This window comes from Rhizobium sp. NZLR11 (assembly GCF_019685115.1).
GTDB lineage: Bacteria > Pseudomonadota > Alphaproteobacteria > Rhizobiales > Rhizobiaceae > Rhizobium.
This window is the reverse complement of sequence record NZ_JABDWD010000008.1, coordinates 219,211-240,843: the sequence shown is the minus strand read 5'-3', so window position 1 is coordinate 240,843 and position 21,633 is coordinate 219,211. Positions and strand designations below refer to the sequence as shown.

Genomic DNA, 21,633 nt, shown 5'->3' with positions numbered 1-21,633 from the left:
CGCCACCGGCGCCTGTCATGGATTGACCCATCGACAGGCCGCAAGAGCGCTCGTCTCGTCATAGGTCAACATCGCCCTTCGATTGTCCTGCTGGCGCAACTGGAACCAGTCCAGCGTCCGGGCGCGAAAGATCAACAGGCCGAAATGCGGCTTTCCCTCCGCCTCATCCGCAAGCTTGGATGGAGCTGCCGCGTCGATGGCGTCAAAGGCACGCTCGTCCCCGGGCGGACCGCCGGCATAGGTCGTCCGCGTCCAGGTGGAGAGCTTGTCCCAGGCTGCTTTGGCCCGGTCGCTGCCGGAGGCGTGCAGTTCGACTATCCCCTGAAGCCGAAACTGCAGCCGCGTCTGCGCGCAGAAGCCGAGGACCGTGGCATGAGGATTTGCCGAAAGCTCCCGCCATTTGGGGCTGCGCGTATCGGTGTGAAATTCCAGAACCCGCAATGATCCGTCGGCGCGCCGCAAGACCACCATGCGCGCCTGTGGCCTCTGCCCCGCATCGACGGAGCAGAGGCTCAAGAACCGGAAACCCGACTGCGGGCTTGCTGCCGCCGTTTCCAGCTCTCGCCATGCCGAAGCATCTATATCGGCGAGGTTCAGTGGCACGGCTTCATGATCTGTCTGCATGGCCGGCTCAGACGGAACGGGTAATGCCGCCATCGACGCGGATGTTCTGGCCGGTGATGTAGCCGGCGCCCTCAGACAGCAGGAAGGCAACCGTCGCGGCGATTTCCTCGGCCGTGCCATAGCGACCCATCGGCACGCTGTCGCGCCGCTCGTCGGTGGCGGGCAGGCTGTCGATCCAGCCGGGCAGGACATTGTTCATGCGGATGGTCTTCGACGCATAGGTATCGGCAAAGATTTTGGTGAAGCTCGCCAGCCCAGCCCTGGCGAACGCCGAGGTGGGGAACATCGGCGACGGCTCGAAAGCCCATGCCGTCGAGATGTTGACGATGGCGCCGCCGCCCTGGGCCTCCATGATCGGCGTGACCAGCCGGATCGGCCGCACGGCGCTGAGGAAATAGACCTCCATGCCCTTGTGCCAGTCCTCATCGGTAATTTCGAGGATCGGCGCGCGCGGCCCATGGCCGGCGGAATTGACCAGCGCGTCGATCCGCCCCCATTTCTCCATCGCCAGATCGACGAGCCGCTTGACATCGTCGTTCACCAGGTTCGAGCCGGTGACGCCGACGCCGCCCAATTCCCGGGCAAGCGCTTCGCCCTTGCCCGACGAGGAGAGCACCGCAATGCGATAGCCATCCGCGGCCAGCTTCCTTGCAGCGGCGGCACCCATGCCGGAACCGCCTGCGGTAATGAGAGCGACTTTTTCTTTAGACATCGGAGCCTCCAATCGTTGAATTGCCAAGCAGTATGCCAGAGACAGCGCAGACTTTCGCCTCAGAAAGAAACGTGTCAGACTGTAGAAAATCTACTGGAAAGCCCCCGGAAAAATCAATGATGCAACCCCGCCGCAAGCTGCCGCCGCTGAACGCCCTGCGCGCCTTCGAAGTCTCGGGCCGCAGGTTGAATTTTCGCGCCGCCGCCGAAGAACTGGGAGTGTCGCAGGGTGCGGTCGCGCAGCAGGTGCGCGCGCTGGAAGATCAACTCGGCCTGATGTTGTTTCAGCGCCTGCCGCGCGGCCTGGCTGTGACCCCGCAGGGCGCGGCCTATCTTGCGGATGTGACCCGCGCTTTCGATACGCTCAGTGAGGCGACCGGGCGTCTTCTCGCTCGGCCGGACGCGGTGACGATCAGCGTAACCCCAACTGTCGCCGCCAAGCTGCTGATCCCGCGCCTCGCCGAGTTCAAGGCGGCCCTTCCCGACGTGGAACTGCGAACGGTCGCCACCGAGGCGCTGTCGGATTTCGACCGCGATCAGGTGGACATTGCGGTGCGGCTGACCCGCCCGCCTTTTCCGGCCTCGCTGGAAGCAAGGCTGCTGTTTCGTCAGACCCTCGTCGCCGTCGCCAGCCCCCATCTGGTCAAGGACCTGCCCCTTCCGCTGACGGCCGATGAGCTTCGCAAGCTGCCGCTTCTGCATGACGCAGTCAGTCCCTGGCCGCTCGTCCTGCGATCGCGCGAGAAACTGCCGGGTGCCGTGTTCAACCACACGACGCTGGCGCTCGATGCGGCGCTCGCCGGCCAGGGCGTCGCCTTGGCGTGCCGGGCGTTCGTGGCGGCGGATCTCGAGGCCGGGCGGCTGGTGCAGGTGACGGATGCGACGACGACCATCGAACCCGACTATTTTCTTATCCGCAAACGTTCGTCATCACCGCGAAAGGCGGTCGATGCGGTATGGCATTGGTGCGCGGCGAGGCTGTCGGTCGGTTAAACCGGTAAACCGACGCCAAGTCGGATTTCAATCCTTGGGTTCAGGGATCAGGCGTATCAGCGTTCCGTTACGCGCCGCGCCGCTGGTTGTCGTTGAGATCTGCCGAAGCGGTCCACGAGCGATGAGCATCTCTGGAGCAGGGTGTTTTCCGGGACCCGGATCGGCAAAGGCTGAAAACGCGTGATCCGACTCGAATATGCCCATGGATGATGTCGCGACGATTGCTTCGCCGCAGGCGGCGCATCGAAGAATGTACGAACCGAGGTGCACGATCGATTCTGTTTTGTCCAATCCGCACGATGGGCAGGCCATCATATTGTTCATTGGTTCACTCCAGCCTGAGCTTGCAAGCCTCTCCGATATCCAAAATGGCGAACCTACGAGGCAGCGGCCAGAACGATGGCAATGACGAGCAGCAGGGGACCCATCCACTTGAAGTGATGAACCAGAGGCGGTTTCGCCGAGTAGCCAGGCAACGGCAGATAACCAAGGCCCACGAGGGTCATCCACAGGCCGGCGCAAAACATGATGATTTCATCGATATAGGCTGCGATCATGGCTCTCCTGCCGTCGTAAAGGACTGTAATGCTCTTCTCGACAGGCGAAGCCGCTCCATCCGAGCCGGACAGCGACCTGCAATTAAACATCTGGTGGCACTTTCGAAAAGGCCGAAAACTAAACTCAAGGTGGCAATACCGTTCCGAATCCCCTAAGCATCTGGAAATTCGCACACGAATGCGACCAGCTGCAGTTACTTTCGGGAATATGACATGCACAACGCCAAATTCATTCACTACGCCGCCTTCTCGTTAGGCGTCGCTATTGCGGCATTTCAAGCCGAAGGCGTCATGGCCGCTCCGGCCAATAACAAGTTCTTTGACGCGGCGCTGTGCAAACCACCCTATTCGATGACATCCACCATGGAGATCTATGACGCCGCGGAAGCTCTGGCCAAGCCAAACACCTCGTCGCTCGGTGCGGCGATCTACAAGATTCCGAACCAGATCGGCCGCGACGGCTTCAAATCGACCGAGGTTTTCTTTTCCAGCAACGCGGTCGGGATTCTGGTCGAGGGAGAACGCGCTGACGATCTGGCCGCAAAATACGGGTTGAAGCCGGAGAGTTCGGACCTGCTCGGAACATCTACCAAGGGCTATTCGCGCGAGCTTCCGGCCGATCAGCAGCCCGAAGCGGGACTTGCCGGGCCTGGAAAGATCTCGATCGTCGCCCGCCAGGGGGAGGCCTTGCCGGGTAAAACATTGCTGGCGTGTGAATTCGCCCAAGAATTTTGAGAAGCGCCACCGAAAGGGCGTCGCGATCTTTCAGACTCGCTGCTTGCGCTTGAAAAAAACATCTCGCTCACACCCTCGCCTCGCCACGCGGGTTAAACCGCCTTATGTGAGGAGGCGGCAGAGAGCACGCAGCGGAGGTCCTGAGACAATGCAAACCATTTGGAAGAAGCCGGTGACACTCGCCCTTGAAGGCCCGGATCAGTGGGTGGTCATCCAGACGACCCAGGCCGCTACATGGGCGCTGGTTGAAGACTGGCCGACCGAGGATGGGCCGGCCCTGGATCGGGCGTGCGCGGTTTGCGCTGATGTCATGTCGGGCAAACGAAACCGGGAAGAGGCGCGGCAGGCCTTTATCGAAGCTGCGATCGAAGCCGGAATCCCCATCAAGGAGTAGGGCCAGGGCATTTGGCCTCTGTTGGGCTTGATGCCTCCACCAAGGGGCACGCGCCGGCGGTTTCCGGCAACTGGTACGGCTCTTGTCCCGCCGGTTGATCAGCCCTCACCTTGGCTGCCAGCACGTCCTTCCGGGAAAGGGCAGAAGAACTGGTTTTTCACGCGTGCGGAGGGAAAAGACCGGCCCAAGCGCCCGCATCGCCAATCGCCACAAGATTCTTCAACATTCCATGGTTGCAACGGCGAGCAATCTAGCGTAAGAACATTTCGTGAACTAGGAAAAAAATCTTAGGGCGGTTTTGAGATTGCCTGATCCCGTCAGATGATGACAGGTAATTGCACGCGGTGGAGGCCAGGATGCGAAAGGTCGGCATAACGGAGAAGGGCGCGATGGTCTATGGCCAGCGGCTGTTGGTATTGGTTTCGATCCTGCTGGGAAGCGCCGTCCAGGCCTTTCCCTGCGATCAGCCGGTCGTGATTTCGAATTGGTCGTTCTGTGCGATCGCCAATGTGAGCGATGAGGGCGGCGCCGCAGATTGGAAAGCCGTTCCTGCATGGACTCACAAGGACGCCATAAGCGCGTATTTCGGAAACGACCCGCGGCTCTTGGCAAACCACGGACTTTGCAACGCCAAATTCCGTCGCGTCGTCCTCTGCCAGCCGGGATGGCAAACGGGCAACCCGGACGAGTGCTCATATCTGGTTTGCAGCGGCTATTACTCATCCTTGTTCGGGAAGAAAGAAAGGGAAGACTATTTGAGAGACCATCCGGACGAGCAATAGTTTTTCGCTTCGCTGCCTTGAGGCACAGACTGGAGCGGCCGTCGCGGCAAACTTGATTTCATCCGCTTGCATTCTTGAACACGAGGCACTGTGTGAACCGGTTGCCGCTTTCCACTGTATCAGACCAATTCACCATAATTTCCCCTTCAAGCGTCATAACCTCCGACAAAGCTCGTCCTAGATCCCAGACAAGGGGGGAGAATTGTTCGTTGGTCAGATTGTCGGCCTGAACGACGAGGTAAGCGTTTGTCTTCATGCGTTTGCAGATCCGGCCGTATATTTCCTGCATTCTTTTCAGATAAACGTCATAGCCATCATAATCCGGATCGCCGTTGTAAAGCGGGTTCCATTTATGCCAATGGGGCATGTATGGCGGCGATGTGATGCAAAAATCCATCTCGGGAAAATCGAAGGCTGCCAGCTCTGCGCTATCACCGCAGAGCAGATGATGCTTTGTCGTGATGCGTTCCTTGACCCATTCACATCTCTGCCGGTCGGCTTCTATCCCATAAGGAATCCTGCCCCTCTCCTCGCAGGCAAAGAAAGTCGTTCCCAGTCCCACAAAAGGATCGAGAACGGCGTCTCCTGGTTTTGTAAACCGATCAAGCAATGCCGACACCAAAGCGCCGGGAAACCTGATTTCATCCCCGTTCTGAAAGTCCGGCAGGGGAATTGATGTCGATTGGAGACCGTCAATAATTCTGAAATTGCCACGGTAAACTTCCTCCGCAGACAACTGCCATCGGGCCCACGTCCTCCGTTGGGACTATGGGAAAAATGCTGGTCGGTTACGCACAGTATCAGAGGAACACGTCAGATGACGTTACCCTTCCGGAGCCGAGCGGAATTAAAGCTGATAAAAAGGAAAATGGCGCACCCGGAGCGATTCGAACGCCCGACCCCCAGATTCGTAGTCTGGTGCTCTATCCAGCTGAGCTACGGGTGCGTGCAATTGCGGCGGTGCCGCTTGCGTGGGCGATCCTCTAAAGCGTCCTTCGGGACAATGCAAGAGCATTTCGGAAAAAATCGCGCGTTTAACAGTTTGTGGCCACGACTTACGAAATCCGGTCACTTTTCGATGTGCGTCCGGCTGCGGTAATCCTCCAGCGAAACCGGGCGATCGGGGATCTCGATGCGGAACTGGGTACCGACCGTCGGTTTTTCCACAAGCGCGATCGTGCCGCCATGGGCGAGCACCAGCTCGCGGGCGATCGTCAGGCCGAGGCCGGTGCCGCCGGAGCGGGCGGAGCCGCGGAAGGCGGCAAAGAGGTTCTGGCGCGCCTTCAGAGGCATGCCAGGGCCGGTATCGTCAACCGTGATGCTGACGACGCTGCCGACCCGCTGGGCGGCGACGGTGATGCGCCTGACCGCGCCCGGGGCACCCTCGCCCGGTGCGGTCAGCGCCTGCAGCGCGTTGCGGCAGAGATTGTGGATGACGCGGAACAGCTGCTCGCCATCGGCATCGACCTTAAGATCGGCGCCGATCTGCTCGGTGAATTCGATGCCGCTTTGCGGATCGATCGCCAGCATGTCCTTGACGTCCTGGGTCAGTTCCAAAAGCAGGACATGGCGGCGGCGCGGGGCGGATTCGCTCGCCTTGCCGTAAGACAGCACCTCGGTGGTATAGCCGACTGCGCGGGCGATGGTACGCAGCAGCTTCGGGGCGAAGCTCTTGACCATCGGATCATCGACATCGACCAGCCGATCCGACATCAGCTGCGCCGAGGCCAGGATATTGCGCATGTCGTGATTGATCTTGGAGACGGCGAGGCCGAGAGCGGCAAGGTTCTTCTGCTGCTTCAGCGTCTTCTGCAGCTCCATCTGCATCGAGGTGAGGTTGCGGCCGGCGACCGCCAGTTCGTCGCGGCCGCCATCGCCGATATAGATATGGGCGGGGTTCTCGGGATCGGAGGAGAATTGCTGCATGCTGCCGGTCAGCCGGCGGATCGGGCCGATCAGGATGCGGTTGATCGCAAAGAAGATCAGCGTCGCGGTGAACAGCGCGATCAGCACCGACAGCAGGAGAACGTTGCGGGAATAGGCAAACATTGCCGTGCGCAGCTGCCTGTCCTTCATCACCACCTCGACGCCGGTATTGGTGTCGCCGACGGGGCCGTAGACGCGGATCATCCTGCCGCCGCCGAAGATCAAGGTGTCGAGCGCATCGCGGATTGCCGTTGCCGGCGGCACGTCGGTGAGATCATAGGCCTCGTCGACCGAGGTCGGCATGTCGGTCGTCGCCAGCAGCCGCGAGGTGCCATCCTTGCGCAGCACGATCGCCTTGGTGCCGGTCGCCTCCAGCGTCTCCTTCTGCAACGCGCGCGGCAGCTCGACCGGCTGCAGCCCATCGATGACGATGGCGGCGGCAGCGGCCGTGTTCAGCCTGTCCTCCAGCCAGCGGATGCGCATGCTGGCGACCGAGGGGAAGAAGATCAGGATTTCGGCGAGCATGATAAAGAAGACGGTGAGCCAGAGCAGCTTGCCCGACAATCCGCCGAACATGCCGCCGAACATGCCGGCAGACGGGCACGGCGCCCTTGCGGCCTCGCCGGCCGCGGGGATTTCCGCTGAAGGATTGTCGCCCTGATCTTGTACCGGCATTCTGGTCTCGCACGAACGGCGGCACTTCAGCCGCCCTCTCGCTCTATATTAGACCAAACGGCTCCGCTTTCAAATCTTTGCGAACAGCGTCACGTCGTCACAAAGAAACGCCGCCCGGAGGGAGGCGGCGTTTCAAGGTGCTGACAATCGATAAGGATCAGAACTCTTCCCAGCTCTGTTCTGCGGCGGCCGCATTGCCGCCGAAGGCGCGGGCGACCTTGGCGATCGCCCGGCGGGCGGGCGAGGCGACCGGCCTTTGCGGCTCGTTGCGGACAAGCGCCACAGGCGCCGGTGCATCATCCGACAGCTTGAAGCGGGAAATCAGCCGCACCAGCCCACCGGCTTCGGCCGAAAGCCTGTGCGTGGCGGCGGAGGTCTCTTCGACCATCGCAGCATTCTGCTGGGTGACCTGGTCCATCTGGTTGACGGCGGTATTGACTTCCTTGAGGCCGGTCGACTGTTCGGTCGCAGCCGTGGCGATCGAATGGATATGATCGTTGATGGCGATGACGCGGGTGCCGATTTCGGCCAGCGCCTCGCCGGTCGCCTGGACGAGCTTGACGCCGACCTGCACCTCGTTGCCCGACTTGGTGATCAGCGCCTTGATGTCCTTGGCGGCCTTTGCCGAACGCTGGGCGAGCTCGCGCACTTCCTGTGCCACAACCGCAAAGCCCTTGCCGGCCTCGCCGGCGCGTGCCGCCTCGACGCCGGCGTTCAGCGCCAGCAGGTTGGTCTGGAAGGCGATCTCGTCGATGACGTTGATGATCTGGCTGATTTCGCGCGATGCCTGCTCGATGCGGCCCATGGCCTCGACGGCATTGCCGACGACGACGCCGGAAGCGCCTGATTTGTCCTTGGCTTCCGACACCATAATGGTGGCTTCATGCGCCCGCTCGGTGGAATTCTGAACGACGGCGGTGATCTGATCGAGTGCCGCCGAGGTCTGTTCGAGGGCGGCGGCCTGCTGCTCGGTGCGCTTCGACAAGTCGTCGCTGGCATTGCGCAGTTCGGCGGTGTTGCCGTTCATCGCTTCCGTCGTCTGGCGCACTTCGCGCATCGTCGCCTGCAGGGTGACGAAGGTGTTGTTGACGTTCTGCTGCAGCTCGGCGAAGGCGCCCTGGAAGTTGCCGTTCATCGTCTGGGTGAGGTCGCCATCGGCAAGGCTTGCAATGACGCGGCGGGTCTCGCCGATGCCGGCATCGACGCTCGACAGCAGCGTGTTGATGTTGCCGGCGAAGCGGTTGAGGTTCTCGTCCTCGTAGTCCTTGCTGATGCGGTGGCCGAAGTCGCCGGCTGCAGCCGCAGCCACGACGACGGACATGCTCGACTGCAGGTCGTCGCTCTTGGCGCGCATCGCCGCCTCCTGGGCGTTCAGGCGCTTGATCGCAAGGCCGTTGGCCTTGAACACCGCGACGGCTGCGGCCATCTCGCCGATTTCGTCCTGGCGCCCGGCAAAGGGAACCTCGGCCTCGAAATTGCCGCTGGCGACCTCGTTGATCGCCCGGGTGACGCGCTTGATCGGGCGGCTCAGATGGCTGGTGCCGATATAGAAGCCCATGCCGATGCCGACGGCGATGCCGATGCCGGTGATGCTGAGGACCAGCATCAGCACCCAGGTGCGGAAGCTTTCGATCTCGGTGTTGACGGTTTCGAGCGCTGCCTTGTCGGTGGCGACCACCGCGTCGATTTCGGCCTGGAACGCCTTGCGGTTGGCGCGGTTGGCGTCATTATTGCCCTGGGCGCTGGCGGCCTCGGGGCCGACTTCGGTGCCGAGACGGGCAGTTTCGGTGCGGAAGGTGCGGAATTCCGCGGCACGGGCGACGAGCTTGGCGAAATCATCCTTCTCAGCCGCCGTGACGAGCGGCGCCCAGCCCGCGATGACCTTATCGATCTCCTCGAGATCGGCCATGATGCCCTTGGCGAAGTTCGGCGTGTCCTTGATCGTCTTGGCGGCATAGATGCCGCGCGCTTCCATGACCACGGCGGTTACGAAACGGTTGAGCCGTTCGCCGGCATAGGCGCGGGCGGCGGCCTCCTCATAAGCGGTCAGGTTGCGATTGTATTCGTGCATGGCCGACAGTGCCGTTGCGCCGATCAAAAGCGCCACCGCGCCCATCACGCATACCAGCAGATTAATTTTGCCGCGGATCTTCATGCACTGTCTCCTAGCTATGCCACTGCCTGGAAAGCAAATTCCAGCCGATGATCCGAATATCGGCGAAAGTTATTAAAGTTAGATTTCCAATGTTTACGATTATGGCGACGGAAAATTATCCATGTTGACCTTGGTTGGGACGCGGAAACCCCTGAGAACCGGGGCTATGATATCCGGCTGCGGCAAAACCACAACCAGTTGGGGCAGATCGGATTTCTTAACACCAGAGTGCGAAAATACTTGTCAAGCCGGCGGCTCAAAGTGAAATTATCCGGTATAATTGACTTTCATAGGCTTCATCCGTATAAGCCGCCGCACGTCCGGTCACTCAGCCTTTCATGGCTCGCCCGTTCGAAAAACAACGCTCCTTGCACTATGCAAATTCAAGAAGGGCCGCACTCCGCGGTGTTTAAATAAATGAAGCGTACCTACCAACCATCCAAGCTTGTTCGCAAGCGTCGCCACGGCTTCCGTGCGCGCATGTCCACCAAGGGTGGCCGCAAGGTCATCGTTGCCCGCCGCGCGCAGGGCCGCAAGCGTCTTTCGGCTTAAGGCCGGATTGCCCGAGAAAAGATGGCGGGCGAATTGACGACCAAAGAAGAAAAACACGCTGTCGGGCGGCTGAAGAGCCGCCCGCAGTTTCTTGCCGCGCGCGAGGGCGAGAAACGCCGTGGCGGCTTCTTCCTTCTCGAAGTCCTCGACCGGAAGGAACCCGATAGCCAAGCCCGTGTCGGTTTCACAGTCACCAAAAAACATGGCAACGCGGTCGAACGGAACCGTATGCGCCGCCGCCTGAAAGAGGCGGTGCGGCTTCATGCGGGGTTTGCAATGCAGCCCGGACACGACTATGTGGTTGTCGCGCGCAGGGACGTGCTTAAAGCGTCCTTCAAAGAATTGGCCGCGGAACTGAAATTTCGCGTGGAAACCAGGCCGAAACCCCGGCGCTCCGGAGACGGACGCCCCAGGAACGTATGATGGAAAAAAACCGCAATTACTTCATTGCGATCGCTCTCTCGGTGCTGATCGTCCTCGGCTGGCAGTTTCTCTATATGAACCCGCGCATCGAGGCCCAGCGCAAGGCGCAGGAAGCCCAGAAGGCGCAGCAGAAGACCGAACAGGTGCAGCAGCCTGCAGCCGACGGTGCGACGCCGGCCCCGACGAATGGCACAGCGCCTTCCGGTCAGGCCGTCGCCACGGCGACGCTCGAACAGGCGCTCGCAAAGACTCCGCGCGTTGTCATCGATACTCCTGCGCTTTCCGGCTCGATCAACCTTGCCGGCGCCCGGCTCGACGACCTGAAGCTCAAGGCCTATCACGAGACCGTCGACGACTCGAGCCCGACCATCACCCTGTTCAGCCCGGCCGAAACCAAGGACGGCTACTTCACCGAGCTCGGCTATATCGGCAGCGACGCCACCGGCGACGTTCCCGGTGCCTCGACGCTCTGGACGGCGCCCGAGGGCGCCAAGCTCACCGAGAAGACGCCGGTGACGCTTTCCTATACCAATGACAAGGGCCTGACCTTTACGCGGACGATTTCCGTCGACGAACGCTATATGTTCACCGTCGCCGACAAGATCGCAAATGCCGGCCAGGCGCCCGCCTCGCTCTCCTCCTACGGCCGCGTCACACGTTACAACAAGCCGACGACGCCCTCCGTCTACGTCCTGCATGAAGGCTTCATCGGCGTCATCGGCGAGGACGGCCTCGTTGAAACCAAATATGTCGCCGCCGAGAAGGAAGCTGTCATGCCGGCGAAATCCACCGGCGGTTGGCTTGGTATTACCGACAAATATTGGGCCGCGACGATCATTCCGCCGCAGAGTGCTGCCTATGAAGCGCGCTTCTCGCATTTTACCGATGGCCAGCCACGCTATCAGGCCGACTACAAGGACGATGCCTTCACCGTTGCGCCGGGCCAATCGATCGAGCTCAAGAACCTCGTCTTCGCCGGCGCCAAGGAAGTCCCTGTCATCGACGGCTACGAGGCCAGCTATTCGATCCCGAAGTTCGACCGGCTGATCGACTGGGGCTGGTTTTATTTCATCACCAAGCCGATGTTCAAGCTGATGGACTTCTTCTATCGCTTCTTCGGCAATTTCGGCGTGGCGATCCTGTGCACCACCATCGTCGTCAAGGCGCTGTTCTTCCCGCTCGCCAGCAAGCAATATGCTTCGATGGCGAACATGAAGCGCATGCAACCGAAGATGGAGGAGCTGAAGGCGAAATTCGCCGACGACCGCATGGGGCTGCAGCAGGCGACCATGCAGCTCTACAAGGAAGAGAAGATCAACCCGATCGCCGGCTGCTGGCCGGTGGCGCTGCAGATCCCGATCTTCTTCTCGCTCTACAAGGTGATCTACATCACCATCGAGATGCGGCACGCGCCGTTCTTCGGCTGGATCAAGGACCTTTCGGCCCCCGATCCCACGACGATCGTCAATCTGTTCGGCCTGCTGCCCTTCCAGGCGCCGACCATTCTGCATCTCGGCGTCTGGCCGCTGATCATGGGCGTCACCATGTTCCTGCAGATGCGCATGAACCCGACACCGCCCGATCCGACGCAGGCGATGATCTTCACCTGGATGCCGCTGGTGTTCATGTTCATGCTGGCAAGCTTCCCGGCCGGCCTGGTCATCTACTGGGCCTGGAACAACACGCTCTCGGTCGCCCAGCAGTCGGTGATCATGAAGCGCCACGGCGTCAAGGTCGAACTCTTCGACAATCTGAAGGGTCTGTTCCGACGAAAACCGGCGCCATCGAAATGACGCCGCTGCAGATCGCAGCAGCTCAAAGTGCGATAGACAAGCCCCGCTTCGGCGGGGCTTTTCTTTTCGGATCTGTAAAAATGATCCTATGCCGACATTGGCTTCAGAGCATGATGCCGAAAAGTGTGTGCGGTTTTCGGACGGCATCATGCTCTACTATTTAATTTAGAACAGGATTCAGATTTTAGGCTGAGCCGGCCTAAAATCATCCTGTTCTAGGCGGCACGCAGGGAAAGTTCGACGTCTTCGGAAAACGGTGTGGACATGTAACCGCTGCCAAGTGCGCGCACGTGACCGAGGTATTCCGGGCAGGCGTCCGCATCGTCGGCGATAATGATTGCGCCCTGGCGAAGGCGGCCTTCCAGGATCTGCAAAATCTCCAGATACAGCGACTTTGCGCCGTCCATCAGGACCAGATCGATGCTGCCCGGAAGATCGTCGCCGAGGGTTTCAAGCGCATCGCCTTGGCGAAACTCGACAAGATCGGCGAGCCCTGCGGCTTGGAGGTGCTGCCGTGCTTTGGCGACCTTTTCAGGTTCGAACTCGGTGGTAATCAGCCGGCCGCCACCGTTATCGCGCAGTGCGGCGGCGAGATAGAGCGTCGAAATGCCGAACGACGTGCCGAACTCCACGATCACGCGTGCTCCACTGCTGCGTGTCAGCATGTAGAGCAACTCTCCGGTCTGGCGTGACACCGGAAGCCAGAGATCCTTTACCAGGCCATAGAAATTGCGGTATTCCGCCTTGCTGTGGAAGAGGCGATCTCGCTCCGCCTCTGACAGTGCCGCCAGGCCGGGGCTGGTCGCCTTGTCGGCTTCATCGAAAAGCTGGTCGAGCAGCGGTGCAAGCGGAGCGGTCGTTAAAGTGGTCATATCAAATCCTTCATCGAGAGCGTTGTTGTGCCGATCGGGAAAATACGATTAATTCGTCACATTCGCTAATCGCATCCGGAAGCCTAGAGATGACCGACCGCCCAAGCTCCAGACTTTCCTCACGAAAACAGCCTAAACAGACGCGCTCGAACGAGCTCGTTTCGGCAATTCTGCAGGCCGCTGTTCAGGTTTTGGCGCAGCAAGGCGCGCACCGCTTCACCACTGCACGCGTGGCGCAAAAAGCCGGCGTCAGCGTTGGATCGCTTTACCAATATTTTCCGAACAAGGCCGCGATCCTGTTCCGGCTGCAGAGCGACGAGTGGCGAGAAACCACCGATCTGCTGAATGAGATCCTGAAGGACCGATCGGAGCCGCCGCTTCGGCGGGTGCGTAGATTGGTTCGGGCCTTCATTCGGTCGGAGTGCGAAGAAGCCGCGGTGCGGGTGGCGCTCGGCGACGCTGCCCCGCTTTACAGGGATGCGCCGGAGGCCCAGGAGGCACGACAGGCGGGCGACCCGGTGATCGAGGACTTCCTGAAGGAGATGCTTCCCGCCCTCCCCGAGGCTGCCCGCGTGCTGGCCGGCGACTTGATCATGACGACCCTGACGACCGTCGGAAAGGAATTTTCTGAAAGACCGCGGAAGACCGAAGAGGTCGACGCCTATTCGGATGCGATGGCCGGTATGCTTTGCGCCTATCTTCTGAGCCTGAGTACGCGGTGACCCGCAAGGCCGTGCGTGGGAAGGAAGCAATGGTCTGCAAACCGCCTCGAAGCTTGACATCTTCCTTCAAAACCACGAAGCCCGGTAAGAGACAGAAGCCGGAGATTGCAGAGCCCGCATGCCCGAAAACGAAAAGCCGCTCTTCGGCCACCCATGGATCTTCATCCGCGGCGTGCCGTCGCTCAACTTCCTGCCGCCGGAAGGGCCGCTGGAAGTGGCCTTTGCCGGCCGTTCCAATGTCGGCAAGTCGTCGCTGATCAATGCGCTGGTCGGCCAGAAAGGTCTGGCGCGCACGTCGAACACGCCGGGGCGCACGCAGGAGCTCAATTATTTCGTTCCGGACGGCTTTTCCGGCGAAGGTGGCGACCTGCCGCCAATGGCGATCGTCGATATGCCGGGCTATGGGTATGCGCAGGCACCGAAGGAGATGGTCGACAAGTGGACCAAGCTGGTTTTCGACTATCTGCGCGGCCGCGCGACGCTGAAGCGCGTCTATGTGCTGATCGACAGCCGCCACGGCATCAAGAAGAACGACGATGACGTGCTTGATCTGCTCGACAAGGCGGCCGTCTCCTATCAGATCGTGCTGACCAAGACCGACAAGATCAAGGCGCCCGCTGTGCCGAAGCTGCTTGCCGAGACCGCGGAAAAGATCCGCAAGCGCCCGGCCGCCTATCCCGGCGTGCTGTCCACCTCATCGGAAAAGGGCGACGGCCTGGACGATCTGCGCCAGGCGATCGGCGATACCGTCGGCATCGCCCGCTGGAAATAGAACGGCGCCCGGCTGCGGTATTTGGGGCGACGCGTGAGTCTGGCTCGTTCCAAAGCTCGCTTCCGGCATATCCGGATTCTCGGCTTTTCACGCGGCCGAGTCCTATTTGGTGCAAAGGCCGAAGGAGCATCTACAGGTTGAGTTGTTCATCGATGAAAAACTAACGGTTGACGATACGGGTTGGTTGCGGTAGATGGCGGCTATCGAATTTTGCTTGCTGGCTTGGTTATCGCGCGATTAGCACCGCGGCCTGAACGAACTTCCTTTCAAAAATCGCTATCATCATCCGCATCGCCCTGGCGCTGCGGTTCTTCAATATTGCTATGAAAGGGTTCATCATGACCACTGGCACCGTTAAATGGTTCAACTCCACCAAGGGCTTCGGCTTCATTCAGCCTGACAATGGCGGCGCTGACGCCTTCGTTCACATCTCCGCCGTCGAACGTGCCGGAATGCGCGAACTCGTCGAAGGCCAGAAGATCGGCTTCGATCTCGAGCGTGACAACAAGTCGGGCAAGATGTCCGCTTGCAATCTCCAGAACGCTTAAATCGATATCTGCTTTCCTTTGACCACGGATGTACTGGCACTGCCGGAAGCACGTTATCCATTCAAGGCCAGGCGATTTGCCTGGCCTTTTTGTTTTCGCTCGTGCATCGAGCCCCTGAAATGACCGAGCGTAAATTATGCTTGGTGGCTGCTGGCGCAATTTCCGGGTTTGGCCTGAATCAAGGGTCGGATCACGTCAATCATCCTCGCAGTATGAAACTGCTTGCATAGGCTGACCGGCAGTGTTTGCACTTGCGTCCGCGAAGTTTTTAAAGCAACCCTCCATCCCATGCTGTGCAAGAGCAGCCGCGTGCGCGAGTAGTTAGATGACTGATAGCAAAGACCAGCCGCTTTCGCCGGAAGGCGTCGGCAACCTGCCCCATCTGGCCGAAGCCCTTGATGACGATCGGTTTCGACACTTTCTCGATCACGTCCCCTTTGCTGTGGCCGTCTCCGAACTCGATAACTGTGAGGCGCTGATTTACGTCAATCTCGAGTTCGAACGGCTGACGGCGCTCAGCGCAACGCAGGTCCAGGGAAAAGCCTGGACCGAGATCGAATTGGATTCCACCGCCATATCGGGAGGAGCGACGCTGACAGCCGCCGTGACTTCTGCGGAAGAGTATATTGGCGCGTTCTCCCTGGTGGCCGAACCTGACAGCACGACCATTATCGATGTCTGGTCGAATACCATCGTCGACGATGACGACACCCCGCTGTTCCGATTGGTAGCCTTTGCGGCGCGCAATGAGGCGGCGGCGGATCAGAGCTTCGGCGAGCTGCTGACCGAGAAGGATGTGCTTCTGCGCGAACTTCAGCATCGCGTGAAGAACAATCTTCAGATGATCACGGCGCTGATCCGGATGGAGGCGCGCAATGCACAACAGAGCGAGGAAAGCGAGAGATTTGCACGGCTTGCCGGGCGGATCGAAGCCTTGGCGCTGTTGTACCGCTCGCTGTCGGACGAAGAGAAAGGCGCCACAGTCGATCTTGGCACCTATGTGAGCCAGATTGCCGCCTCGGTGATGGCTGCCCACGCCGTGGAAGGCATACGGCTGGACATGAAGGTCGATACCTGGCCGGTTTCGGTCGATGTGGCCATGCCCGCCGGGCTGGTGATCAACGAACTCCTCACCAATGCGCTGAAACATGCCTTTGTGGGGCGTGACGGCGGAGAGATCACGCTCCGCTGTGTCGTCAGCGATACCGGCTGCAGGATCACCGTTGCCGATAATGGGGTCGGTCTTCCTCAAGATGTGAATTGGCCGCACCCGGGAAAGCTGAGCGCGATGATCGTGCAGTCCCTGAAACAGAACGCCCGCGCTAACGTCGAAGTAACCTCGTCCCCCGGCACCGGCATGAGTGTCACACTCGTTTTCCGGAGAGCCGAAGCGGCCCGATAGCCACCTCATCAGTGACGCTGGCGCCTCTCTCATTGTGTTTGGGGCGCCCCGGAGAGCGCCCCACGCCTCTGCCGACATACGCAGACTTACATCTTCGGCAGCAGCACCTTGTCGACGACGTGGATGACGCCGTTCGACTGTTTGACATCGGCGATCGTCACATGCGAGACGCCGCCGTTTTCGTCGGTCAGCGTGATCTTGCCCATGCTTTCCTTGGCTTTCAGCACGCAGCCGCCGACGGTCTTGATGTCGTGCTCGCCGCCGTCATCCTTGATCATCTTGGCAACGGTCTTGGCCATCGCATCGGCGGCAACGACATGGCAGGTCAGAACCTTGGTGAGCGTCGCCTTGTTTTCCGGCTTCAGCAGCGTCTCGACCGTGCCTTTCGGCAGGGCGGCGAAAGCTTCGTTGGTCGGCGCAAAGACGGTGAAGGGGCCTTTGCCCTCGAGGGTGCTGACCAGGCCCGCCGCCTTGACGGCTGCGACCAGCGTCGTGTGATCCTTCGAATTGACAGCGTTTTCGATGATGTTCTTGGTGGCGAACATCGCCGCACCGCCGACTTCCGGGTTCTTGGCGGCGGCAAAGGCGACAGCGGATAGGGCGGTCGCGAGTGCAAAACCGCGCAATACGGACTTGATCATGATTTTCTCCTCACCGGACACCATCCGCGGGCTTTATGCCTGAGCGTCGTCCGGACATTTCGAACTACGGAGGCTTGCGCCAAAGAGTTTCAGTTGGGAGAAAATGATTTTATGGGCGCGCGATTTACGACCGGCGCCCAATCATGGCCGGCGCAAGGCGCCGCTTGCGATCACCGGACCGGTCGCCTGGCCGGTCGGCGAGCCGCCGAAGGGTTCGAGGCTGACGGCAAGCGTTGCACCATCGGCGAGATGGCTGCGCAGATCGGCGGGAATGACGAGTTCGCCGCTCTCGCCCGGCTGGAAGACGCCGAGCGATTTCGGCAGGCCGCTGCCCAGCACCAGCCAGAGTTCCAGTGACTTCTCCTCCGGCTTGCCGGCGGCCACCGGCACGATCTTCAGCCGGCCGCTCTGCAGCTCGTAGGAGGCGAGAAGATTGATGGCGCTGTTCTGGCCGGAAAGCGAGGCCACCAGCGGTGTCGGCCCCTGCGGCTGCGGCACCACGCCGGAGGCGAAGATAACGGCGCTGACGGCGACGACGACACAGGCAAAGCTCAGCGAGCGCCAGAAAACCGCCGAATTCCAGATTCCTTGCGAAAAGGATGCGGGTTTTGCAGCATCGCCGAAAAGCCGCGCCTCGATCTGCTTGAAGGTTTCCCGGTTTGGCGAGGCGGTTTCATACTCGTCATTGAAGGCGGAAAGGTTGGTTTCCCAGCGGCTGACGATCGCGGCAAAGGGCCGATCGTGGCGAATGCGCTCTTCCACCACCCGTCGGTCCTGCAGCGAGAGGACGCCAAGCACATATTCGCCGGCGAGAACCTCGTCGCGGGAGCGGTCTCCCTTGCTTTTGTCGGGCGATGTCATCGTTCCATGCACTCTCTCAGTTTCAACAGGCTGCGCCTGAGCCAGGTCCGCATCGTGTTCAGCGGGACACCAAACTGATCAGCCAGTTCCTGATAGCTCAGCCCTTCGACATAAGCCCGTTTCACCGCGACCGCACGATCAGCTTCCAACTCTTCCATGCAGGTGTCAATCCGCCTTCCTTCATCCTTCGTCACCGTCTGCATTTCCGGGTCGGGTGCGGCATCGGCAAGATCGTAGGCACTGTCGATTTCGTCGGCGATAGGCTTGCGCGACCGCAACGTATCGATCGACCGATTGCGGGCAATCGCCGAAAGCCACGCCGAGGACGAACCTGTGGCTGCCTGGAAACTTCCGGCCCTTTGCCAGATGCTGATATAGACTTCCTGCAGGGCTTCTTCGGCTTCCGTGCGATCCTTCAAGATACGCAGGCAGATGGCAAAAAGTTTCGGCCCGGTCTGATTGTAAAGGGCAATAAAAGCCCTGCGGTCGCTGAGCGCGACGCGGCCGATCAGGTCTGCAATCTCATCGCCTTGCATGCCGTTCCTCATATCATACTTGCGTGCGCCGGACGGTAAAGACCACCGGCTCCGCGCCAGATACGAAAAACTATTGCCCTCTGGATTATTCCCTCTGTCAGAAACTTGCGATAAAAGGCCGAGAACAATTCTGCGGGGTCCCCATGAACGAGTCCGAAAGCGAACTGCAGGCACGGCTTCTGGCCAAGGCGCTGCCCTTCATGCAGCGTTACGAGAACAAGACGATTGTCGTCAAATATGGCGGCCACGCCATGGGCAATCCCGAGCTCGGCAAGGCCTTTGCCAGCGACATCGCGCTGTTGAAGCAATCGGGCGTCAACCCGATCGTCGTTCACGGCGGCGGCCCGCAGATCGGCGCCATGCTGAGCAAGATGGGCATCGAATCGAAATTCGAGGGCGGGCTTCGCGTCACCGACCAGAAGACGGTCGAGATCGTCGAGATGGTGCTCGCCGGCTCGATCAACAAGGAAATTGTCGCGCTCATCAACCAGACCGGCGAATGGGCGATCGGCCTTTGCGGCAAGGACGGCAACATGGTCTTCGCCGAAAAGGCGCGCAAGACCGTGAAGGATCCGGATTCCAACATCGAGCGCGTGCTCGATCTCGGCTTCGTCGGCGAGGTGGTCGAGGTCGACCGCACGCTGCTCGATCTGCTCGCCCGCTCCGAGATGATCCCGGTGATCGCCCCGGTCGCACCCGGCCGCGACGGCGCCACCTACAACATCAATGCCGATACTTTCGCCGGCGCCATTGCCGGCGCGCTGAACGCCACCCGCCTGCTCTTCCTGACCGATGTGCCCGGCGTGCTCGACAAGAACGGCCAGTTGATCAAGGAGCTTTCCGTCGCCGAAGCGCATGCGCTGATCGCCGACGGCACGATCTCGGGCGGCATGATCCCGAAGGTCGAGACCTGCATCGATGCGATCAAGGCCGGCGTCCAGGGCGTCGTCATCCTGAACGGCAAGACAGCCCATTCCGTCCTGCTCGAGATCTTCACCGAGCACGGCGTCGGAACGCTGATCGTCCCCTGATCGAGGTTGCGCCCTTCACCGGCGAAGGGACGCATCTTCCAAGACTGGAGCCGAAATCAGAGCGGGCTATAGATCGCCGCCGCGGCTTCCTTCAGCTTCTCCATCATGGCCCGGTATGGCCCCGGGCCGTAGCTGATGCGCGAGACGCCGAGCTTTCCGAGCGCTGCCGGTTCGGGCGCGCCCGGCTTCATCATGATATTGACCGGCATGCTGGAGGCGGCGCAGATCTTCTCGATCAGCGCTGGTTCGATGAGGCCGGGCACGAAGAAGCCGCTGGCGCCTGCCGCTGCATAGGCCTTGCCACGCTCGACTGCCTCGTCGACCAGACCGGCATGCCTGGAGCCGTCGCCTTCCTGAAGGAACAGGTCGGTGCGGGCGTTGATGAAGAAATCGATATCCCTCGCCTCGGCCATTTCCCGGATGGCGCGGATGCGGGCCGCCTGCGCCTCCACCGGATGAAGGCCGCTCGCGCCGATCTTTTGATCCTCGAAATTGATGCCGACGGCGCCGGCCTCGATCACTTTCGCCACATTGGCCGCGGCACCTGAAGGGTCCGTCGAATAGGCGCCTTCGAAATCGACCGAGAGCGGCAGTTCGTTGACGGCGGCGATCGAGCGTGCCGTCTCAAGCAGCACTTCCATCGGCAGCTTCTGGCCGTCGCCATAGCCTTGAGCGGCGGCGACCGACCAGCTTCCGGTCGCCAGCGCCTTGGCGCCGGCTTCCGTCACCGCCTTGGCCGTTCCGGCATCCCAGATGTTGTAAAGAATGACCGGGTTGCCCTTGCGGTGCAGCGCGCCGAATGCCTTGGCCTTTTCAGTCTGGTTCATGTTGTCTCCTCCATCTTTGATTGTGTGCTGATCTTCTCTTCATGCCGCAGCAGCCATTGCTTGCGCCAGAGCCCGCCGCCATAGCCGGTCAACGATCCATCCGCGCCGAGCACGCGATGACAGGGCACGATGATGGCTAGCTGGTTGGCGCCGTTGGCGCGGCCGACGGCACGCACGACTTCCGGCCTTTCCATCTGCCTTGCAAGATCGCCATAGGCGCGGGTCTGACCGACAGGGATATCCATGAGCTTTGCCCAGACATGTTTTTCGAAGGGCGTGCCGCCGAGCGCCAATGGCGTCGTGAAGACCGTGCGCCGCCCTTCGAAATAGTCCCGGATCTCCGTCTCGATCCGGTCGATTGCCGGCGTGCGGCCGATCGCGACCGAGGAGCGGACGCGCTTCTGCAGTGCCTCGAGCTCGCTCAGTAGCGCCTTGCGGTCGTGAAATTCGAGCAGATGCAGATGTGTCTGGTCGGCAACCGCGATCATCGGCCCGAGCGGCGTGTCGAACCAGTCGGCAAAAAGCAGTTCGCGGTTCTGCGAGAGCGCCGGCGCCTTGCCGACGAGCCGCTGGAATGCCGTGCGGAAGCCGCTCGGAGACTCGTATCCGGCGTCGATCTGCGCATCGATGACGCGTGCGCCATCGGCCAGTTGCCGGGCCGCTTGCCCGAGACGGCGGTAGCGGACGATGTCATGAAAGGTCATGCCGAACGCCCGCTTGAAGGCGCGCCGCACCGTCGAGGGATCATGTCCGCGGCGCACAAGCTCGTCTTCGGTCCAGCGAACCTGCGGCTCGCTGTCGAGCGCGGCAAGCAACACGTCGACGATCGGCTCCCTGCCCGGCTGCTCCAGCGGCCGGCAGCGCCGGCAGGGGCGAAAGCCGGAATGCATGCAGGCGGCGATCGTCTCGAAGAACAGGGTATTTTCCCGCTTCGGCTTACGCGCCGGACAGGTCAGACGACAGAAGATGCCCGTCGTCTTGACGCAGACATAGGCCTGGCCCTCATAATCGGCGCGGCGCGCGATCAGGGCATCATAGAGCGTATCATCGTCGGGCCGTTCGAAAAACATGTCCGTTTTCTAGCATCCCGAGCCTGCGACG

Annotated in this window: 25 protein-coding genes and 1 tRNA gene; 12 read left to right on the top strand and 14 right to left on the bottom strand. The window is 60.8% G+C overall.

Annotation, left to right across the window (positions count from 1 at the left end; translation table 11 throughout):
* Window positions 1-15 precede the first annotated feature (15 nt).
* Window positions 16-624, bottom strand: a complete 609-nt coding sequence (locus tag HJB83_RS16665; protein WP_246762708.1) for a pyridoxamine 5'-phosphate oxidase family protein — start codon at window positions 622-624, stop codon at window positions 16-18.
* Window positions 625-631: 7 nt separating this feature from the next.
* Window positions 632-1,336: an SDR family oxidoreductase gene (locus tag HJB83_RS16660; RefSeq protein ID WP_221132431.1), complete on the bottom strand. Its 705-nt coding sequence runs from the start codon at window positions 1,334-1,336 to the stop codon at window positions 632-634.
* Between the two features lie 116 nt (window positions 1,337-1,452).
* Here HJB83_RS16660 and HJB83_RS16655 point away from each other — a divergent pair, with 116 nt between their 5' ends.
* Complete coding sequence (locus HJB83_RS16655; protein WP_221132430.1) at window positions 1,453-2,328, top strand: LysR substrate-binding domain-containing protein; 876 nt, start codon at window positions 1,453-1,455, stop codon at window positions 2,326-2,328.
* Window positions 2,329-2,355: 27 nt separating this feature from the next.
* On the opposite strand, the gene HJB83_RS16650 is transcribed toward HJB83_RS16655, so the two are convergent.
* Together HJB83_RS16650 and HJB83_RS16645 are read right to left on the bottom strand one after the other, a co-directional pair.
* Window positions 2,356-2,652, bottom strand: a complete 297-nt coding sequence (locus HJB83_RS16650; protein WP_207582699.1) for a hypothetical protein — start codon at window positions 2,650-2,652, stop codon at window positions 2,356-2,358.
* Between the two features lie 53 nt (window positions 2,653-2,705).
* The gene (locus HJB83_RS16645; protein WP_221132429.1) at window positions 2,706-2,885 is read right to left on the bottom strand and encodes a hypothetical protein; all 180 of its coding nucleotides are present in this window, start codon (window positions 2,883-2,885) and stop codon (window positions 2,706-2,708) included.
* A 213-nt stretch (window positions 2,886-3,098) separates the two neighbouring features.
* On the opposite strand from HJB83_RS16645, the gene HJB83_RS16640 reads away from it, so the two are divergent.
* From HJB83_RS16640 to HJB83_RS16630, 3 genes are all read left to right on the top strand, one after another.
* Window positions 3,099-3,620 (top strand): hypothetical protein, encoded by a 522-nt coding sequence (locus HJB83_RS16640; RefSeq protein ID WP_207582697.1) that lies wholly within the window; start codon window positions 3,099-3,101, stop codon window positions 3,618-3,620.
* Between the two features lie 148 nt (window positions 3,621-3,768).
* Window positions 3,769-4,014, top strand: coding sequence for a DUF982 domain-containing protein (locus tag HJB83_RS16635; RefSeq protein WP_207582696.1), 246 nt, complete (start codon window positions 3,769-3,771; stop codon window positions 4,012-4,014).
* A 356-nt stretch (window positions 4,015-4,370) separates the two neighbouring features.
* Window positions 4,371-4,796, top strand: a complete 426-nt coding sequence (locus HJB83_RS16630) for a hypothetical protein (protein ID WP_207582695.1) — start codon at window positions 4,371-4,373, stop codon at window positions 4,794-4,796.
* 58 nt (window positions 4,797-4,854) lie between these two features.
* Here the strand turns inward: HJB83_RS16630 and HJB83_RS16625 are convergent, their stop codons facing one another.
* From HJB83_RS16625 to HJB83_RS16610, 4 genes are all read right to left on the bottom strand, one after another.
* A complete protein-coding gene (locus tag HJB83_RS16625) occupies window positions 4,855-5,532 on the bottom strand; it encodes a site-specific DNA-methyltransferase (protein WP_259671344.1) in 678 nt (225 codons plus the stop codon).
* A 133-nt stretch (window positions 5,533-5,665) separates the two neighbouring features.
* Window positions 5,666-5,742: transfer RNA gene (locus HJB83_RS16620), tRNA-Arg, on the bottom strand.
* A 122-nt stretch (window positions 5,743-5,864) separates the two neighbouring features.
* The gene (locus HJB83_RS16615) at window positions 5,865-7,397 is read right to left on the bottom strand and encodes a HAMP domain-containing sensor histidine kinase (RefSeq protein ID WP_207582693.1); all 1,533 of its coding nucleotides are present in this window, start codon (window positions 7,395-7,397) and stop codon (window positions 5,865-5,867) included.
* Between the two features lie 157 nt (window positions 7,398-7,554).
* Window positions 7,555-9,552, bottom strand: a complete 1,998-nt coding sequence (locus HJB83_RS16610) for a methyl-accepting chemotaxis protein (RefSeq protein WP_221117795.1) — start codon at window positions 9,550-9,552, stop codon at window positions 7,555-7,557.
* Between the two features lie 417 nt (window positions 9,553-9,969).
* Here HJB83_RS16610 and rpmH point away from each other — a divergent pair, with 417 nt between their 5' ends.
* From rpmH to yidC, 3 genes are read left to right on the top strand one after another with little or no spacing between them, the layout of a single operon-like run.
* The gene (gene rpmH, locus HJB83_RS16605; protein WP_207582691.1) at window positions 9,970-10,104 is read left to right on the top strand and encodes a 50S ribosomal protein L34; all 135 of its coding nucleotides are present in this window, start codon (window positions 9,970-9,972) and stop codon (window positions 10,102-10,104) included.
* 21 nt (window positions 10,105-10,125) lie between these two features.
* Window positions 10,126-10,527, top strand: coding sequence for a ribonuclease P protein component (rnpA, locus tag HJB83_RS16600; protein WP_207582690.1), 402 nt, complete (start codon window positions 10,126-10,128; stop codon window positions 10,525-10,527).
* Window positions 10,527-12,320, top strand: a complete 1,794-nt coding sequence (gene yidC / locus HJB83_RS16595; RefSeq protein ID WP_221132428.1) for a membrane protein insertase YidC — start codon at window positions 10,527-10,529, stop codon at window positions 12,318-12,320. The genes rnpA and yidC overlap by 1 nt, the downstream gene beginning before the upstream one ends.
* A 215-nt stretch (window positions 12,321-12,535) precedes the next feature.
* On the opposite strand, the gene HJB83_RS16590 is transcribed toward yidC, so the two are convergent.
* Window positions 12,536-13,192, bottom strand: a complete 657-nt coding sequence (locus tag HJB83_RS16590; protein WP_207582688.1) for an O-methyltransferase — start codon at window positions 13,190-13,192, stop codon at window positions 12,536-12,538.
* Between the two features lie 89 nt (window positions 13,193-13,281).
* Here HJB83_RS16590 and HJB83_RS16585 point away from each other — a divergent pair, with 89 nt between their 5' ends.
* The 4 genes from HJB83_RS16585 to HJB83_RS16570 all read left to right on the top strand — a co-directional run bounded on the left by HJB83_RS16585 (window position 13,282) and on the right by HJB83_RS16570 (window position 16,636).
* Entirely contained in the window at window positions 13,282-13,914 is a 633-nt protein-coding gene (locus HJB83_RS16585; protein WP_221132427.1) for a TetR family transcriptional regulator, read from the top strand.
* 118 nt (window positions 13,915-14,032) lie between these two features.
* Complete coding sequence (gene yihA / locus HJB83_RS16580) at window positions 14,033-14,686, top strand: ribosome biogenesis GTP-binding protein YihA/YsxC (RefSeq protein WP_207582686.1); 654 nt, start codon at window positions 14,033-14,035, stop codon at window positions 14,684-14,686.
* A gap of 338 nt (window positions 14,687-15,024) precedes the next feature.
* Window positions 15,025-15,234: a cold-shock protein gene (locus tag HJB83_RS16575; protein ID WP_003588915.1), complete on the top strand. Its 210-nt coding sequence runs from the start codon at window positions 15,025-15,027 to the stop codon at window positions 15,232-15,234.
* Window positions 15,235-15,559: 325 nt separating this feature from the next.
* Entirely contained in the window at window positions 15,560-16,636 is a 1,077-nt protein-coding gene (locus HJB83_RS16570) for a sensor histidine kinase (RefSeq protein ID WP_207582685.1), read from the top strand.
* A gap of 86 nt (window positions 16,637-16,722) precedes the next feature.
* Here the strand turns inward: HJB83_RS16570 and HJB83_RS16565 are convergent, their stop codons facing one another.
* From HJB83_RS16565 to HJB83_RS16555, 3 genes are all read right to left on the bottom strand, one after another.
* A complete protein-coding gene (locus tag HJB83_RS16565) occupies window positions 16,723-17,277 on the bottom strand; it encodes a fasciclin domain-containing protein (protein ID WP_207582684.1) in 555 nt (184 codons plus the stop codon).
* A gap of 141 nt (window positions 17,278-17,418) precedes the next feature.
* Complete coding sequence (locus HJB83_RS16560; protein WP_207582683.1) at window positions 17,419-18,138, bottom strand: anti-sigma factor domain-containing protein; 720 nt, start codon at window positions 18,136-18,138, stop codon at window positions 17,419-17,421.
* Window positions 18,135-18,674, bottom strand: coding sequence for a sigma-70 family RNA polymerase sigma factor (locus HJB83_RS16555; RefSeq protein ID WP_207584242.1), 540 nt, complete (start codon window positions 18,672-18,674; stop codon window positions 18,135-18,137). Before HJB83_RS16555 ends, HJB83_RS16560 begins: the two co-directional genes overlap by 4 nt.
* A 143-nt stretch (window positions 18,675-18,817) precedes the next feature.
* On the opposite strand from HJB83_RS16555, the gene argB reads away from it, so the two are divergent.
* Complete coding sequence (gene argB / locus HJB83_RS16550; protein ID WP_207582682.1) at window positions 18,818-19,705, top strand: acetylglutamate kinase; 888 nt, start codon at window positions 18,818-18,820, stop codon at window positions 19,703-19,705.
* A 56-nt stretch (window positions 19,706-19,761) separates the two neighbouring features.
* On the opposite strand, the gene HJB83_RS16545 is transcribed toward argB, so the two are convergent.
* Window positions 19,762-20,532 carry an isocitrate lyase/phosphoenolpyruvate mutase family protein gene (locus HJB83_RS16545; protein WP_207582681.1) on the bottom strand — a complete coding sequence of 257 codons (771 nt, stop codon included), beginning with the start codon at window positions 20,530-20,532 and terminating at the stop codon, window positions 19,762-19,764.
* The gene (locus HJB83_RS16540) at window positions 20,529-21,602 is read right to left on the bottom strand and encodes a bifunctional transcriptional activator/DNA repair enzyme AdaA (protein ID WP_221117801.1); all 1,074 of its coding nucleotides are present in this window, start codon (window positions 21,600-21,602) and stop codon (window positions 20,529-20,531) included. The genes HJB83_RS16545 and HJB83_RS16540 overlap by 4 nt, the downstream gene beginning before the upstream one ends.
* Window positions 21,603-21,633 lie beyond the last annotated feature (31 nt).